Source organism: Cyanobacterium sp. (assembly GCF_054166785.1).
In genome coordinates, this window is record NZ_JBSZCP010000006.1 from 1 (window position 1) to 15,338 (window position 15,338).

Here is a 15,338-nt window from a genome sequence, read left to right on the forward strand (position 1 = left end):
TATAGGGGTAATTGCGATCGCCGGGCTAGACTTAGCACCAATTTTGGTTACTAGCTTGACGGGGGTTGTATTAATGGTTATCACTGGTTGCCTGAAGCCGGGGGAAATTTATGGGGCGGTGCGTTGGGATATTATTTTTCTTTTGGCTGGTTTGATTCCTCTGGGCATTGCCATGGATAATTCTGGCACTAATGAATGGTTAGCGGATAATTTATTAAATATTGGAGGTAATTTACCCGGTTATTGGATTTTGGTATTGTTTTATCTTGCAACCTGTTTATTAACGGAGGTGTTATCGAATAATGCTTCGGTGGTGTTAATGATTCCCATTGCCGTTAAGGTGGCCGAAATTGTGGGTTTAAATCCCCTTGCTTTTATGTATGCGGTAACTTTTGCCGCTTCTAATAGTTATCTCGCCCCCATTGGTTATCAAACTAACACGATGGTTTATGCCCCAGGGGGTTACAAGTTTCTGGATTATACACGGGTAGGTTTACCTTTAACGGTTTGTTTTACTTTTTTAATTCCCCTGCTTATTATTAAGTTGTATGGAATTAATTAGCTTTGAGAATGAATGGGCCCACCCAAGATCGTTGAGGGTAGGGTTTCTTTTAATAGGAATAGAGCTTTCACGCTTCATCTGCCCTAGTTTTCTCCAAGATCCCGTATGGTTACTATAGAGGCATGGGCAATTTTTTTTGACACTTTTGTTAAATTTAGTTTATTTTCCCCATTTTTTTTAAGGTAGGTTAGAATTATTGATCGTATTTATAATTTGGTGAGGAGTGATGTTTAAGCGGACATTACCTAAAATTTTTAAGTTTGCCCTAAAAAAGTGGCGTTTGATTAGTTTTTCGTTATTTTTGGCGACATTTTCTCTTATCATTACCCTCCACTATACGACGGCTCCAGTGCGATCGCAAACAGTGGCAGTCGCTTCATCTAATCTTTGGAGTAAGGCTTCTTTCCCCGTAGAAAATTTCCAAAGATATACATCCCCCTTTGGCTATCGTATTCATCCTATTACTGGGAGAAGACAGTTTCATAGTGGCTTAGATATTGCCGCCCCCCTTGGTAGTTATATTCGTAATTGGTGGGGTGGAGAGGTGGTAGCACTTTCAGACAATACAGGTTGTGGTACTATGATTACCATTCGTTCTGGTGCTTGGAATCATACTTATTGTCATATGATGGGGGCGATTGAAAATACGAATAGGGGTAGAGCTTTGGTGGATAGGCAGGGGGGAATTTTTATTCCTCAAGGTTTAACGGTACCTACAGGCGCTCGTATTGGTAGGGTTGGCATGACGGGAAGAACTACAGGCCCCCATCTTCACTGGGAGTTTCGGCTTAATGGTGAAAGAATTGACCCGGGGGAAATATTAAGGCGGATGTATGCCCAAAGGAGATAAGTTAACGATATTTTGCTACTGTTGAGGTTTAATCATTGCTTTTTCTGTGCAAATGTAGTGTAGGGGTTGATCCCATTTTTCGGTGGGTAGTTCTTCTACATAGGCAAAGTCGAATATAATGCCGATGGTGGGTATATTTTGCCATGGTTTTTGGCATAGGAGGCGATCGTAAAATCCTCCCCCATAACCTAATCGATACCCTTTCTTATCACAGGCAACGGCGGGAACTAAAATTAGCTCTACTTCTTCAGGGGTAATTTCAGGGCTATTTTCATCGGGTTCAAGGATATTATAAGCTCCTTTTTTTAGGGCTTGTTTAGGGTGCCATTGATGCCAAATCAAATTCTTTCCCTGACATCGAGGGATTCCCCATGTAATGGAGTGATGGCGATATAAAAGGCTTAAGTCTGGTTCTTGTTTATGGCTGATATAGCTTAAGATTACTTTTGATTTTTGGATGAGGGGATGGTTTAGTAAGTTTAGGCTAATGCGATCGCCCTTATTTTGCCATTGTATAGGATTAAGGTGCGATCGGTCTTTAATATATTTTTGTCGTAACTGTTTTTTTTGTTCCGTTATATTCATCACTCCTTCCCGGGGCGAGACATACTAAAAATCCGTTGCTTGTTGAGATGACGTAACCAAAAACCGCCGATTACCGCCATCACAAGGCAAAACCAACCCACTCCCGATTGTAAGAGTAAAAAGCCACCGATGGATAACATTGAGCCAAATAAAATCATTACCCCCGCCACCACTTTTTGAGCATCTAAACCTAAATTTTGTAGAGGTTGAACCCCTGTAGCATCCTGTTGTTTTTTCCAACCCAATCCAGCGGGGCGCACCCGTAAATAAAACTTAGTGAGGGTTTCTTCCGACTCGGGGGGAGTTAAATACATTACCGAAATCCACACCACCGCCGTAGTACCAGATATAACCATTAACCTTAAACCAAAATCCGTGGGGAAAAGATTAAGATTAGGAATTACACTCATCACACCAATGATGAAACCCACTACCATGGCGGTTAATTCGGCCGCACTGTTGATGCGCCACCAATACCACCGTAAAATTAAGACTAACCCTGGCCCTGTCCCGATGGCAATTACTAAGCGGAATACCGTGGCGATGTCTTGGGCGAAAAAAGCTGCGATCGCACCTATCACCGTAACCAATACCGAAGCCATCCTACCTGCAAAAACCAATTGGGCTTGAGAAGCATCGGGGGCAAAAAAACGACGATATAAATCATTGGTAAGATAAGAAGCCCCCCAATTAATGGAAGTAGATACGGTACTCATAAAAGCGGCGATGAGGGAAGCCACCACCAAACCGAGAATGATAGTAGGTAAAAACTCCAACATCATCAAAGGATAAGCCAATTCAGGATCTTCCAATTCAGGATAAATTACCAATCCAGCCAACGCCACCAAAATCCAAGGCCAAGTACGGACGATATAGTTAAGGATATTAAAAAACCATGCCGCTTTTTCCGCTTCCGCTTCATCCTTAGCTGCCACTAATCTTTGGATAAATTCCCCACCCCCATCACTACGGCGAAAACTCCACCATTGCACAAAAAGATAAGCAGAAAAAGTAGTTAGGGTAATTCCTGCAAAATCGCTCCATTGCCACCCCAAAAATCCATCCCCCCGTACCAAGGGGATAAAAGCTAATACATCGATGTCTGTAATCTCCTGTACTTGGGGAACTAACGCCCTAATACCCCCCACATCATTCACCGCAAAAACTGCCACCAACAAAGCCCCTGCTAGGGCAAGAAAAAATTGGAAAAAGTCTGTTACTACCACTCCCCATAACCCCGAAAATCCTGAATAAATGAGGACGAAAAAGCTAACAAAAATAACGCTCCATAACTTGCCATTTTCCCCCACATTTAAGCCCAAACTCTCCCATAGTTGCAAAGCATCCACCACCTTAACCATGGCCAGCATGGCGTAACCAATACCGATACAGTTGATGGGTACAGCAAACAGAAAGGCTTTTGTTGCCCGTAAAATGGCAGCCATTCTTCCCCCATAACGGATTTCGGTTAATTCTGCATCGGTGACAATTTCCGCCCTACGCCACAATCTGGCAAAAATATAAATTAAAACCACATGGGCAAAGCCAAAACTCCACCATTCCCAGTTACCTGCAATGCCCCTAGTGGCAACGACTCCACAAATGTAGAGGGGGGTATCGATAGAGAAGGTGGTGGCGGCCATACTCGTACCTGCTAACCACCAAGGCAATGAGCGCCCAGATACGAAGAAGTCTTCTAAACTTTTGGAGGCTTTTTTTGATAGGTAGATTCCCACGGCCATGGTGGCGATGAGGTATAACAAGACTACTATCCAATCGATTGTTTGCATTTTGTATTAAGGAATGGGGAATGAGTAATGGGTAATGAGTAATGGGCAATGGGCAATGGGTAATGAGTAATGAGTAATGAGTAATGAGTAATGGGCAATGGGTTTAAACCCCTTGTTAAGAATTTACAAAAGCTCTATTTCCGTTGATTTTCCAGTTTTTACTTCTTTGATAAAATAAATATGATCGTATTTTAAACCTGCAACCTGCAACCAGAAGCATGAAACCTAACCATACTTAGAGTTCTTATCCCGAACTGAGGTTAATTAATTAATGTTCCATAAATTCGGTGATTTGGGAGGAAATAAAGGGTAATATATCACGATTTTGGCTATTATCTCCCCCTTCGGTGAATACTGTTAAATGGTATGCCTTACCGTTACTTTTTTCAATGTAGGCACTGTCAAGCCTTACTTTTGATGTCCATCCTGCTTTTGACCAAAGGCGATCGCCCGTACTCAATGCTTCACCTAAAAAGCCACTAACTTGATTTTCTTCTTCATCGGGAGCAAGGGTTTTTTGATTCACATCCCTTTGTAATAAACCCATCATTTCTTGGGATGCTTCGGAGGATACCGCTACCCCCCCCACGATACTATGGAACAATCGGGCGATCGCACTGGTGGTTAAACGATTACGATTTTCGAGATTTTCCCCCACAAACATTCTCTCTCTACCGTAGGGACCATCACCCCAAGTTTTTTGATTAACATTAATGGTTTGTAATTCTTCCCAGCCTAAAGATTGATAATAACGGTTGATAATATTACGCTGATATGCCCATGTTTGAAAAGGTGCGATGGTTAACTCAGGGCCCGATGTAGTACCCGTCAGAGAATCTACCACCAAGCTAGTGGCATCATTACTAGAATCCACAATCATATCCCTAATGGCTCTTTCCAATTCAGGGCTACTCTCAATCATCCCCGTTTTCATCCAATCCTTAATCGCCACCAAATAAAAAAGTTTAACCACACTAGCAGGATAAAGATTTTCTTCCCCCCGATAACTATAACCCCGAATAGGATGTTTCCAAAACTCATCCACCGACAAAGCACCGCCAGTATTAACAATTATCGGCTCGTCATATACCAACCAAGTTAACGCCACTTGATTTTTTGCCAAAGAGGGAAACCTTTGCCAAGTATTATTTAAAATTTCTTCCCCCATTTTGTGGAGAGATTCATCAGGGATAAAAAAAGCCATAAATCAATTCCAGTTAAGATTCACTCGTTATTTTATCGTATAATATACGTTGCTAAATCTAGCCCTATCAATGTGAAACGAATCTTTTTCCTTCCCATGCTGCTGGCATTAGCCATTGGCGGTTGTAGCAACTATCCTCGCACCCTCAATTTTCCCTTCGACAATGCTGGTAGGGGTTTAAACAGTCGTAACTCAGAACTAAATCCCCACATAGCAGGAAATTTTATCACATTTACTTCAGACCGCAACGGCTCCCAAGATATTTATTTATTTGATGCCAGAAACCGCCGACTCATTGATTTACCCGGTTTAAATGCCTTCGATGAAATTGCCACTAATCCCACCATTTCCGAAGATGGCAGATATTTAGTATTTATGGTGGTCAAACAAGGACAATCAGGACTATATTTATACGATCGCACCACCCAACAAAAAAGAGTTTTAATCCCCCAAAATAATAAAGAAATCAGAAATCCCATGATTAGTAGTAACGGTGAAAAAATTGTTTTTGAAACTGCTAACAACGGACAATGGGATATTGTGGTGACAGACATTCGAGGCAACCCCATTAATAATTAAACAAAATCTTAGACCCAAATTAAGATCAGATTTACCAACAAAAAGCTAAGATAGTGGACAACATTGACTTGTGGGAGAACTTAAAAATTGAATCAACCTTTAGGATCAGTTATTGAAGGATCATTAAGTGAAGGATTAGAAGTCCGCTTACATCCTGATATATCCGTAGAAGAGATGCGAGTGGGTAAATTTTTGGTAGTACAAGGAAGCAGATCAAAATTTTTCTGTCTCCTCACCGATGTTTCCCTCGGCACATCCACCCCCAGAATTTTTACCCATCCCCCAGATCCAGAAGATGACTTTTGGCGAGAAGTCTTAGCGGGTAGTGACACCTACGGCACCATTGAAATTGCTCCCATGCTCATGTTAACCATTGACAACAGCATTGAAAAAGATAATAACCCCGATACTGTCACCATCAAAAATGCCTTTGGAGAATTTGACAGTCAATTAAAATTACTGCCCGTTAAAACTATCCCTAGCCACTTTAGTCAGGTTTATGAATCCACGGAGAAAGACTTTCGCTCGGTATTTGGTTGGGAAAATGACCCTTATAAACGTAACTTTGCCATCGGTAAACCCTTAGATATGGAAGTGCCTATCTGTATCGATTTAGATCGTTTTGTGGAGCGTAGTAATGGTATTTTTGGCAAATCAGGGACGGGTAAATCTTTTTTAACTAGACTTATAATTTCTGGCATCATTCGTAAACGGGCGGCGGTTAATTTGATGTTTGATATGCACTCTGAATATGGTTGGGAAGCCGTAAGCGAAGGCAAACAGTTAAATACGGTGAAGGGTTTACGACAGCTTTTTCGCCAAGAGGTAGAAATTTATACCCTTGATCCTAAATCTACCCAGCGTCGAGGAGTACCAAACTCAAGGGATTTATTTTTAAGTTATGACCAAATAGAGATTGAGGATTTACGGTTAATTAGTCGGGAGTTGGGTTTATCGGATGCTAGTTTAGATAATGCCAATATTTTGGCGGGGGAATTTGGACGAAATTGGATTTATCAACTCATTAATATGACTAATGAGGATATAGAAATGTTTTGTAACGAGAAACAGGGGCATAAGGGGTCTATTATGGCACTACAAAGGAAGCTCAAAAGACTTGAAGCCCTTAAATATATGAAGTCTGTATGTCCTCATAACTACATTGATGAAATTTTGGCTATTCTTGATTCTGGAAAGCACGTAGTAGTAGAATTTGGCTCTCAGGGTAATATGCTTTCTTATATGTTGGTAACGAATATGATTACCCGTAGGATTCACCGTGCTTATGTGAAAAAGGCGGAAACTTTTTTGCAAACTAAAAATGTGATGGATAAACCCCATCCTCTGGTAATTACTATTGAAGAAGCCCACCGCTTTTTGGATTCAAAAATTGTCCATCAAACTATCTTTGGTACGATCGCCCGTGAGATGAGAAAATACTTTGTAACCTTATTAGTGGTGGATCAACGTCCTTCGGGCATTGACAATGAGGTAATGTCTCAGGTTGGCACAAGGGTTACTTGTTTGTTGAATGATGACAAGGATATTGATGCTATTTTCACAGGGGTATCGGGGGCGAGTGGGTTGCGCTCGGTGTTGGCAAAATTAGACTCAAAACAACAGGCTTTAGTCCTAGGTCATGCAGTGCCTATGCCTGTGGTGGTCAGGACGAGAGCCTACGATGAGCAGTTTTACGCTGAAGTGGGAGATCCTGATTACGGTGAGATGGATGATAACCAATTACAGCTAGAAGCAAAAAAAGCCAAGAGTGATCTAGGCTTTTAAATTTCATTAATCGTTTTAAGCGGGTGACGCGATTCGAACGCGCGACATTCACCTTGGCAAGGTGACGCTCTACCACTGAGCTACACCCGCAATTGCCACATATATTATTATGTCTTATTTATTTTTTTTTGTCAAGGATTTTACTATTTTTTTATTTTTGCATCAATCATTCCTTTAACCACATCGGGCATTTTATATTTTGCTTCCCAACCTAATATCTCTTTTGCTTTACGGGGGTCGCCTTTACTGAAAGCTAAATCCGTGGGACGTAATAAGGTGCGATCGCACTCTACATATTTTTGCCAATCTAAATCAAAATAATCAAAGGCACAAGCCACAAAATCCTCTAACTTGTAACTAACCCCTGTGGCAATAACAAAATCCTCGGGGCGATCGCACTGTAACATTAAATACATAGCCTGTATATACTCAGGGGCCCACCCCCAATCTCGACTAATATTAATATTTCCCAAAGACAAAAACTGCTCCCTACCTTCGGCTATATCAATTACCCGATCAATAATTTTTTGAGTTACAAAACGACGAGGACGCAACGGCGACTCATGGTTAAATAAAATTCCCGAACAGGCAAAAAGATTATAAGCCTCTCGATAATTAGCTACTTGCCAAAAAGCCGTGGACTTTGCCACCCCATAGGGGCTTCGGGGGCGAAAAGGGGTATTTTCATCGGCACTATGGATTCCAATATCTCCAAAACACTCACTAGAACCAGCATTATAGAACTTAATGGAGCGATGGGTAAAACGAATGGCTTCCAATAAATTTAATGTACCCGTAGCAATACTTTCTAAAGTTTCCACAGGCAACTCAAAAGATAAACCCACCGAACTTTGTCCCGCCAGATTATAAACCTCATCTGGTTCAGTTTTTACCAAAATCTGTAACACACTCCGAAAATCATTGAGTGCCATGGACTCCAACTGAACCTTATCTTTTATGCCCAAAAGCCTTAAATTAGTAAAAGAAGACATCTGGGCATCCCGAGAAGTCCCGGCCACCTCATACCCCTTGGACAATAACAGTTGAGCCAAATAAGCCCCATCCTGCCCTGAAATGCCACATATCAATGCTTTCTTAGTCATTACCATTACTGTTAACGAACTTATAGGCAATATAAAAAACAACCCCAATCACAAGGATACTGAGGAGAGATTTAAGGATAGAAAATACCGTACTAATCAGGGAAAATAACAACATCACCCCAAACAAACTAATGATAACCTTACCCCCCGTGGGCAAAGCCGTAAACCATCCTCTGACCACAGGAATAACACTTCCTTGGGTATTATTAGGAGGATTTAAAGGGGTAGCCTCATAAATTTCAGCCTCAATTTCTTCTAGTTTTTCTTGCCAATTTTTATCAGATTCTCTGGTCATTTTTTTTACTTTTAGAGGAAAACAATCCCCCATACTTACCAACGATGGGGGAAAATTAAGAGAGATTACCTTTAACGGATATACTCTTTTAGGATACTATTACGGTTCGGATGGCGCAACTTGCGTAATGCTTTAGCTTCAATTTGACGGATGCGCTCACGGGTAACGTTAAATATTTGCCCGATTTCTTCTAGGGTTTTCATTCTGCCATCATCTAACCCATAACGAAGTCTGAGAACATCCCTTTCACGGGGGCTAAGGGAGTCAAGGACGTTTTCTAGGTCTTCCCGTAATAGATTTTTAGATACTTCATCTTCGGGGGTTTCGCCATCAGCTTCGATAAAGTCTCCTAGGCGAGAATCTTCTTCCTTACCGATGGGAGTTTCTAAAGAGATGGGTAGTTGCGCAGACTTGGCGATGAAACGAAGTTTTTCAATGGTCATTTCCATATCTTCCGCAATTTCTTCCTCCGTGGGTTTTCTGCCCATTTTTTGGGAAAGCATTTTAGTAGTCTTTTTAATCCGTGAAATGGTTTCGTAGAGGTGCACGGGAAGACGGATGGTACGGGATTGATCTGCGATCGCACGGGTAATAGCTTGGCGAATCCACCATGTGGCGTAAGTGGAGAATTTGTAACCCTTTTCATGGTCAAACTTTTCAGCGGCACGAATCAAACCCAGTGAACCTTCTTGAATCAAATCTTGGAAAGATAACCCTCGATTCATGTACTTCTTGGCAATGGATACCACCAAACGTAAATTTGATTGAACCATTTTATCCTTTGCCCTTCTGCCAATGTGCAATCGACGATTAAACTGACGCATATTGGGAATATCACAGGCAACGGCCCACTCTTCATCACTGGGGATACGTCCTAAATGCTCAATTTGAGTGGCTCGGATATACTCTAAATCAAGTAAATCAGCAATCTGACGGGCTAACTCAATTTCTTCCTCTGCCCTTAAAAGTCTGATGCGTCCAATCTCTTGGAGATAAACCCTGATGGAATCCTCCGTAAAAGGTTTTTTCTTGGTTTGAGTTCGACGACGGTTAGCAGCAGCAAGTTTAGTCGCTTTTTTCTTATTGGTTTCAACAACTCCCACCGAATCTGCCTCAGAAATCATTTCCGTTAAGTCTGTATCTACAGAAATTGAACCTTTATTCTTACTCTTAGATGTTGATTCCAAATCTAAAAGCGCTTCCATGTCGTCAGTAGGGGTAATAGTTGCGAAAATTTCTTGTGCCTGCGTCATGCCGTTTTCCTCTTATTCCTTTTATGCTTGAAGATTAATAGTGAAAAAGTTGTAAATAATTTATTGAAGTAATTCTGTTTCTTGACAAAATCTTCATGTAAATTCAAACAAATCAACTCGGATGATGTTTACTTTCATCTCTTTGTTTGCCATCAAAATCAAATTCCGTTTGAAAAACCAACTTAACCTCAGACTTAGTTTTGCCATTATCCCCATCGGAATTAAACCTGTGGAAGCTCAAGCTAAAACTAGACCGAATATTTTTGTTAAGGAGTATAATTCCAACAGAAAAATCTTGTTTTATCGAAGTCTATTTCCATATCCAGAGTGAATCTTTCTCGGAAATATTTAAGGGGGTGGGTGATATAAATTATCCTCACATTTTTTGCACTAAGTGCTTAATTACCCTTATCAAAGATCAATTGTCACGAGACTTTGAAATAAAGTCATTCGCTTTTACTCTTGATTGTTAAACAAGTTTTTTCGGTTAAATCTTTCAGATATTGTAATGAATTTCACAGAAAATGGCATTGAGAAGTGATATTTTTTTAACCATAGTGGATAATATCTGTCGTAATACATACGTTTTGTTAGTAGGTGCAAATTCTTCCTTGCTTTTAGGTTAACAAACCTTTTTGATTTTGGGTTAAATATGTCCAAATTTCCTTATTTTTATCTCAAGTTTGGGGTGTTTGTAAGGAAATGTTGAGAGAATGGTTAAATTTTCAAAAAAAAATCCCCACCTAGTTTTAGATGAGGATTCAGTTTTTTAAACCTTAGGGACGGTTTTAGTGACTACGAGAGAAACGATTTCCACCATTTCTGTTGCCACCGCCACCGTAGGAAGAACGGTTATTGTTCTCACGGGGTTTAGCTTTATTAACCTTCATATCACGCCCCATCCATTCTGCACCGTCTAGGGCTTCAATGGCTGCGTTTTCTTCAGCTTCGGTATCCATTTCTACGAAACCAAAACCACGCATACGACCAGTTTCACGGTCAGTGGGTAAATATACTCTTTTTACTGCTCCGAAGTCTGCAAATGCAGAGGTAAGGTGAGCTTCGGTAACGTCATAGGAAAGGTTGCCTACATATATTGACATAATTGTCTTTTCTCCAGTATTTTTTGCTTATGGTAGGATCTGTAATATTCGGAGAGAAGACTGCCTGTGTAAAACTCGAAAATTCGGGAATATCTTAAACAAAATCTTTAAACCGATACTTTAATCTCTGTCTGAAGTTATTATAACACTTTAATTCCTTATTGGTGTTTTTATTTAATTAGGGTTTGCTGAAGAAATCAGAAGGTAGAGGTATCAAAGCCCTAGACATCAGACCATAGGTAATTATCAAAAAAATGGCTCAAGATAATACTTTCAACATTCTTGCCTTTTGCCGATGGCTCACCCTGACTACTCCAGTTTTTCATCAGCCCCTAATTATTACGGTGAATTAAGATTTTGTTTTAGCGGTTTTGATCATCTCAACGAGGGTATGGTGAGCGTCTTTGGCATCGGTTAAGGTGTGATCAAATGCTATTCTGACTGGGTTTTGGGGGTCATTATTCACCGCAATATTCATTCCTTCGTGGTCAATGGAAATCATGGTGGCACTTTCTACATTTTGGATGTTTGCAAAGGCTTGGGCATAAAGAATTATGGCATCTTGATGATCGTCGTTCATATGTTTACAAATGCGATCGCTCACTTTTTGATCAATAACTTCACTCATTTTTTAAAATTTTTTTAATAATGCGGATAGGTACAAGTTAATTTTAATATTTTCATGGTCCGATGGAGGAATTTTGATAAAAACAGGTCAAGAAAAGTTAGATTATCATTTTGATTAGGGAACTATATTAAAAATCACCACTGATAAAAAGTAATGGGTTCAGCCATAGTTAAATATTTGCATAGTCGAAGGAAAATTTTATTCTATGGCGGTTCCGCACTGGTTGCAAGTTTTTTACTTAAAGCCTGTGATAATAATACCCCCAGAAAGATAACATCAGTTGATCCTCACACCATTAAAGTCGGAATTTTGCATTCTCTCAGTGGCACCATGGCTATTAGTGAAACGGCCGTAGTGGAGGCTGAGTTATTAGCCATCAAGGAAATTAATGAGAGGGGTGGGGTGTTAGGTAAACAAATTGTACCTATCATTGAAGATGGGGCTTCTGACTGGGGAACTTTTAAGGATAAGGCGATTAAACTAATTAATAGAGATCAAGTGGTAACGGTGTTTGGTTGTTGGACTTCTGCTAGTCGTCAGGCGGTTTTACCTATCTTTGAATCCCATAATCATATGCTCTGGTATCCTGTGCAGTATGAGGGGCAAGAATGTTCTCGAAATATTTTTTATACGGGGGCGACTCCTAATCAACAAATTGAACCGGCGGTGGAGTGGTTGTTGAGGAATAAAGGGGATAAGTTTTTTTTGGTTGGTTCTGATTATGTGTTCCCTCGCACGGCTAATACTATTATTAAACAACAGCTTGATGCTTTGGGTGGAAAAACTGTGGGGGAGAATTATTTACCCCTAGGAAATATTCGGGTTAGTTCCATTATTTTAAAAATCAAGGAAACCTTACCCCAGGGGGGAATTATTTTTAATAGTCTCAATGGTGATAGTAATGTGGCTTTTTTCAAACAGATTCAAGCACAGGGGTTAACTCCTGATAAATATCCTGTGATGTCGGTGAGCATTGCGGAGGAGGAGGTAAGGCAAATTGGGGTGGAGTATTTGAGGGGACATTATGCGGCATGGAACTATTTTCAAACGGTGGAAACCCCAGAAAATGTTAGATTTGTTAATAGTTTTAGGGCTGAGTATGGGGCTAATAGGGTGACAAATGACCCCATGGAATCGGCTTATGTGATGGTATATCTGTGGAAACAAGCGGTGGAAAAAGCAGGTACGGAGATCGATTTAGATGCTGTTAGGGTAAGTGCGATCGGGCAAAAGTTGAATGCTCCCCATGGTAAAGTTACTATGCACCCTAATCATCATATTTCTAAAACGGTGCGCATTGGGCAGGTTAGAGGGGATGGGCTATTTGATATTGTTTATTCGAGTGATGTTCCTATAAATCCTATTCCTTGGAATCAATTTGTCCCTGAAACCCAAGGTTATGTATGTGATTGGACAGATCCTAGTAAGGGCGGAAAGTATCAAGTGTAATACTCTTTTTTTTGTCAAAAACTATGTTTTATGTTTGTCTGAAACATTTTGCTCGTGGGCTTTTATGGCTCTAATTTCTGCAACTAATATATTGTTTGTGCTATTATCAGCAATAAATCCTTGGAAAAAGACGTTTATGGGTAAGGTTTTAGTTTTAAATGCCTCCTATGAACCGCTAAATATCACCAGTTGGAAAAGAGCGGTAATTCTGTTAATAAAAGGCAAGGCGGAACAGTTAGAGCATGATGGAACATTTATTTGTCAGACATTCCCGTTACCCTCGGTGATTAGGTTACGGTATTATGTCAAAGTTCCTTATAAAGAGATTCCTTTAACTAGAAAAAATGTGTTAGAGCGCGATCGGCATACCTGCCAATATTGTAGCTATAAAGGGGAAAAATTAACATTAGATCATGTTATTCCTCGTTCTAGGAAAGGACCTGATACTTGGGAAAATTTGGTTACTGCTTGTGTCAGATGCAACATTCGCAAGGGAAATCGAACCCCCAAGGAGGCAGAAATGCCCCTATTAACGCAACCTCGAAAACCCTATAGCAGTTTACATTTTGAAATTGTTAAATGTACCAAAAATAACCTCAATCATGAGTGGAGAAAATATGTCATTGGTATTTAGATGGGTAAATATTAGGGATTAGGCTTTAATCATAAAGCTGATGGTGGGTAGGGGCGTACCATAATACGTCTCTACTTTTAGGCGACATAGGTTATTCGTTCTCTTGTCAAGATTTATACACCGACAATTATAAAATTTTGCTAAAATTTAACATTATGACATCAAGACAGATAAACCCATAGAATAAGGATATATGCAGGAAAATGGTTTCTACTACTTCTCAAATTATTTTGCTGGTAGATGGTTACAACATCATCGGAGCTTGGAATTCTCTTAAGAAAATGAGGGATAAGAATGGCTTAGAATATGCTCGACAGTCTTTACTTGATACCCTTGTTAATTATAGTGGTTATAAGGCACTAGAAACAAAGGTAGTATTTGATGCCCATTATCAAAAAACTCCAAGCTATAGGGAAAAATATAGCGATCGCCTCTGGGTACACTATACATCTTATGACGAAACAGCAGATACCTACATTGAAAAATATTGTGCTTCTTTTCGCCGTAAAAACCCAGATACTAGCACCAGAATTGTAGTGGCTACCTCAGACCAAGCCCAACGGCACACTGTAGTTGGTTACGGGGCAGAATGGATGTCTGCTCAGGTGTTGTCTAAAGAAATTGATTTGACCCAAAAAATAGAAAAACGTAATCATCGCTCTCGTAATAAGTCTCAAGGGCGATTTTTATTTAATTCCCTCGATAGTAAAACCCAAAAAGCCCTCACACAAATGCGTTTTGGTACTTTTCAGTAATTTATCCTTGAATTTTTATTTAGCTTATGTTATCATAGTCTTTGGTCTTGTTTAAAGCGGACGTGGCGGAATTGGTAGACGCGCTAGATTTAGGTTCTAGTATCTCTGATGTGAGAGTTCGAGTCTCTCCGTCCGCATCCTAAAAAATGTTTAAAGGGTAAGAGAGGAAATGTACATTAACAAATTATTTGTCATCGGTAACACATTAGTGTCGTCTTAACAAAATAAATGACGTGATAACAGATTAGTGTCGTCAAGGCAGACGGAGAGACTCGCTTTCAATTCTCTAAAAGAACTCCTCCTTGCTCGGAAGTGGTTTGCTAACCGCTGGAACAGGATACCTGCATCCTTGTTGCTGAGAGTGCTCTTATTTTCTCTATCCGAAGATAGACAGCATCGGGACAATCAGTTAGCAGGAGCAGAAAGCAAACTTTTAACTAAAAGTAAACTACTCCAAACTTTCATAGAACAGAGGTCACTAAAACTTGAACTACGGCACTATAGCTATTATAACCCTAGAAGCCATATGGTAAGCCAATAGGACTTATAGAAGGTATTTTCTTATTTCAACATTGACTATTGGCATGATGGGGGTGTTCAGGTTTTCTTATTCCCTTTCAATCCCTATAGAACCCATTTGGTATCTCAGGAAGCAGTGAGTCTTTTTAAAAGTAATCGAATAAAACATAAGTTAACTTTTTGGGTGGAGTTGAATAAGGTTCTTTCAAAGTTTTTGACCAAATTTTTACATCTTTCCATCCAA

General features: G+C 40.1%; 16 protein-coding genes and 2 tRNA genes. 9 read left to right on the top strand and 9 right to left on the bottom strand.

Features of this window, described 5'->3' with window-relative positions; translation table 11 throughout:
- A partial coding sequence (locus ACXITR_RS00660; protein ID WP_457995304.1) for an SLC13 family permease occupies positions 1 to 562 on the top strand: 562 nt, incomplete at its 5' end.
- A gap of 226 nt (positions 563 to 788) precedes the next feature.
- On the top strand, positions 789 to 1,412 hold the full coding sequence (locus ACXITR_RS00665) for a M23 family metallopeptidase (RefSeq protein WP_457995305.1): 624 nt from the start codon (positions 789 to 791) through the stop codon (positions 1,410 to 1,412).
- A 15-nt stretch (positions 1,413 to 1,427) separates the two neighbouring features.
- Here the strand turns inward: ACXITR_RS00665 and ACXITR_RS00670 are convergent, their stop codons facing one another.
- From ACXITR_RS00670 to ACXITR_RS00680, 3 genes are all read right to left on the bottom strand, one after another.
- Complete coding sequence (locus ACXITR_RS00670) at positions 1,428 to 1,997, bottom strand: 5-formyltetrahydrofolate cyclo-ligase (RefSeq protein WP_457995306.1); 570 nt, start codon at positions 1,995 to 1,997, stop codon at positions 1,428 to 1,430.
- Positions 1,997 to 3,787, bottom strand: coding sequence for a sodium:solute symporter family protein (locus ACXITR_RS00675; protein WP_457995307.1), 1,791 nt, complete (start codon positions 3,785 to 3,787; stop codon positions 1,997 to 1,999). The genes ACXITR_RS00670 and ACXITR_RS00675 overlap by 1 nt, the downstream gene beginning before the upstream one ends.
- Positions 3,788 to 4,055: 268 nt before the next feature.
- The gene (locus ACXITR_RS00680; RefSeq protein ID WP_457995308.1) at positions 4,056 to 4,991 is read right to left on the bottom strand and encodes a serine hydrolase; all 936 of its coding nucleotides are present in this window, start codon (positions 4,989 to 4,991) and stop codon (positions 4,056 to 4,058) included.
- Between the two features lie 96 nt (positions 4,992 to 5,087).
- Here ACXITR_RS00680 and ACXITR_RS00685 point away from each other — a divergent pair, with 96 nt between their 5' ends.
- Both ACXITR_RS00685 and ACXITR_RS00690 read left to right on the top strand, forming a co-directional pair.
- Positions 5,088 to 5,570 carry a TolB family protein gene (locus ACXITR_RS00685; RefSeq protein WP_457995309.1) on the top strand — a complete coding sequence of 161 codons (483 nt, stop codon included), beginning with the start codon at positions 5,088 to 5,090 and terminating at the stop codon, positions 5,568 to 5,570.
- An 87-nt stretch (positions 5,571 to 5,657) separates the two neighbouring features.
- Positions 5,658 to 7,355, top strand: a complete 1,698-nt coding sequence (locus tag ACXITR_RS00690) for a helicase HerA domain-containing protein (protein WP_457995310.1) — start codon at positions 5,658 to 5,660, stop codon at positions 7,353 to 7,355.
- Between the two features lie 18 nt (positions 7,356 to 7,373).
- Here ACXITR_RS00690 and ACXITR_RS00695 read toward each other — a convergent pair.
- The 4 genes from ACXITR_RS00695 to rpoD form a co-directional block, all read right to left on the bottom strand.
- Positions 7,374 to 7,445: transfer RNA gene (locus ACXITR_RS00695), tRNA-Gly, on the bottom strand.
- Between the two features lie 53 nt (positions 7,446 to 7,498).
- The gene (locus ACXITR_RS00700) at positions 7,499 to 8,458 is read right to left on the bottom strand and encodes a GDP-mannose 4,6-dehydratase (protein WP_457995311.1); all 960 of its coding nucleotides are present in this window, start codon (positions 8,456 to 8,458) and stop codon (positions 7,499 to 7,501) included.
- The gene (locus ACXITR_RS00705) at positions 8,451 to 8,753 is read right to left on the bottom strand and encodes a hypothetical protein (protein WP_457995312.1); all 303 of its coding nucleotides are present in this window, start codon (positions 8,751 to 8,753) and stop codon (positions 8,451 to 8,453) included. The genes ACXITR_RS00700 and ACXITR_RS00705 overlap by 8 nt, the downstream gene beginning before the upstream one ends.
- A 71-nt stretch (positions 8,754 to 8,824) precedes the next feature.
- Positions 8,825 to 10,006 carry an RNA polymerase sigma factor RpoD gene (rpoD, locus tag ACXITR_RS00710; protein ID WP_457995313.1) on the bottom strand — a complete coding sequence of 394 codons (1,182 nt, stop codon included), beginning with the start codon at positions 10,004 to 10,006 and terminating at the stop codon, positions 8,825 to 8,827.
- A 124-nt stretch (positions 10,007 to 10,130) separates the two neighbouring features.
- Between rpoD and ACXITR_RS00715 the strand changes: the two genes are divergently transcribed.
- Entirely contained in the window at positions 10,131 to 10,337 is a 207-nt protein-coding gene (locus ACXITR_RS00715; RefSeq protein ID WP_457995314.1) for a hypothetical protein, read from the top strand.
- 457 nt (positions 10,338 to 10,794) lie between these two features.
- Here ACXITR_RS00715 and ACXITR_RS00720 read toward each other — a convergent pair whose 3' ends face one another.
- Together ACXITR_RS00720 and ACXITR_RS00725 are read right to left on the bottom strand one after the other, a co-directional pair.
- Positions 10,795 to 11,109, bottom strand: coding sequence for an RNA recognition motif domain-containing protein (locus ACXITR_RS00720; RefSeq protein WP_457995315.1), 315 nt, complete (start codon positions 11,107 to 11,109; stop codon positions 10,795 to 10,797).
- Between the two features lie 349 nt (positions 11,110 to 11,458).
- A complete protein-coding gene (locus ACXITR_RS00725; protein WP_457995316.1) occupies positions 11,459 to 11,737 on the bottom strand; it encodes a DUF2470 domain-containing protein in 279 nt (92 codons plus the stop codon).
- A gap of 153 nt (positions 11,738 to 11,890) precedes the next feature.
- On the opposite strand from ACXITR_RS00725, the gene urtA reads away from it, so the two are divergent.
- The 4 genes from urtA (at position 11,891) to ACXITR_RS00745 (ending at position 14,712) form a co-directional block, all read left to right on the top strand.
- A complete protein-coding gene (gene urtA / locus ACXITR_RS00730; RefSeq protein ID WP_457995317.1) occupies positions 11,891 to 13,186 on the top strand; it encodes an urea ABC transporter substrate-binding protein in 1,296 nt (431 codons plus the stop codon).
- 136 nt (positions 13,187 to 13,322) lie between these two features.
- Positions 13,323 to 13,820 carry an HNH endonuclease gene (locus ACXITR_RS00735; RefSeq protein ID WP_457995319.1) on the top strand — a complete coding sequence of 166 codons (498 nt, stop codon included), beginning with the start codon at positions 13,323 to 13,325 and terminating at the stop codon, positions 13,818 to 13,820.
- A 203-nt stretch (positions 13,821 to 14,023) separates the two neighbouring features.
- On the top strand, positions 14,024 to 14,575 hold the full coding sequence (locus ACXITR_RS00740) for an NYN domain-containing protein (protein WP_457995318.1): 552 nt from the start codon (positions 14,024 to 14,026) through the stop codon (positions 14,573 to 14,575).
- A gap of 56 nt (positions 14,576 to 14,631) precedes the next feature.
- Positions 14,632 to 14,712, top strand: a tRNA-Leu gene (locus ACXITR_RS00745).
- Positions 14,713 to 15,338: the final 626 nt, after the last annotated feature.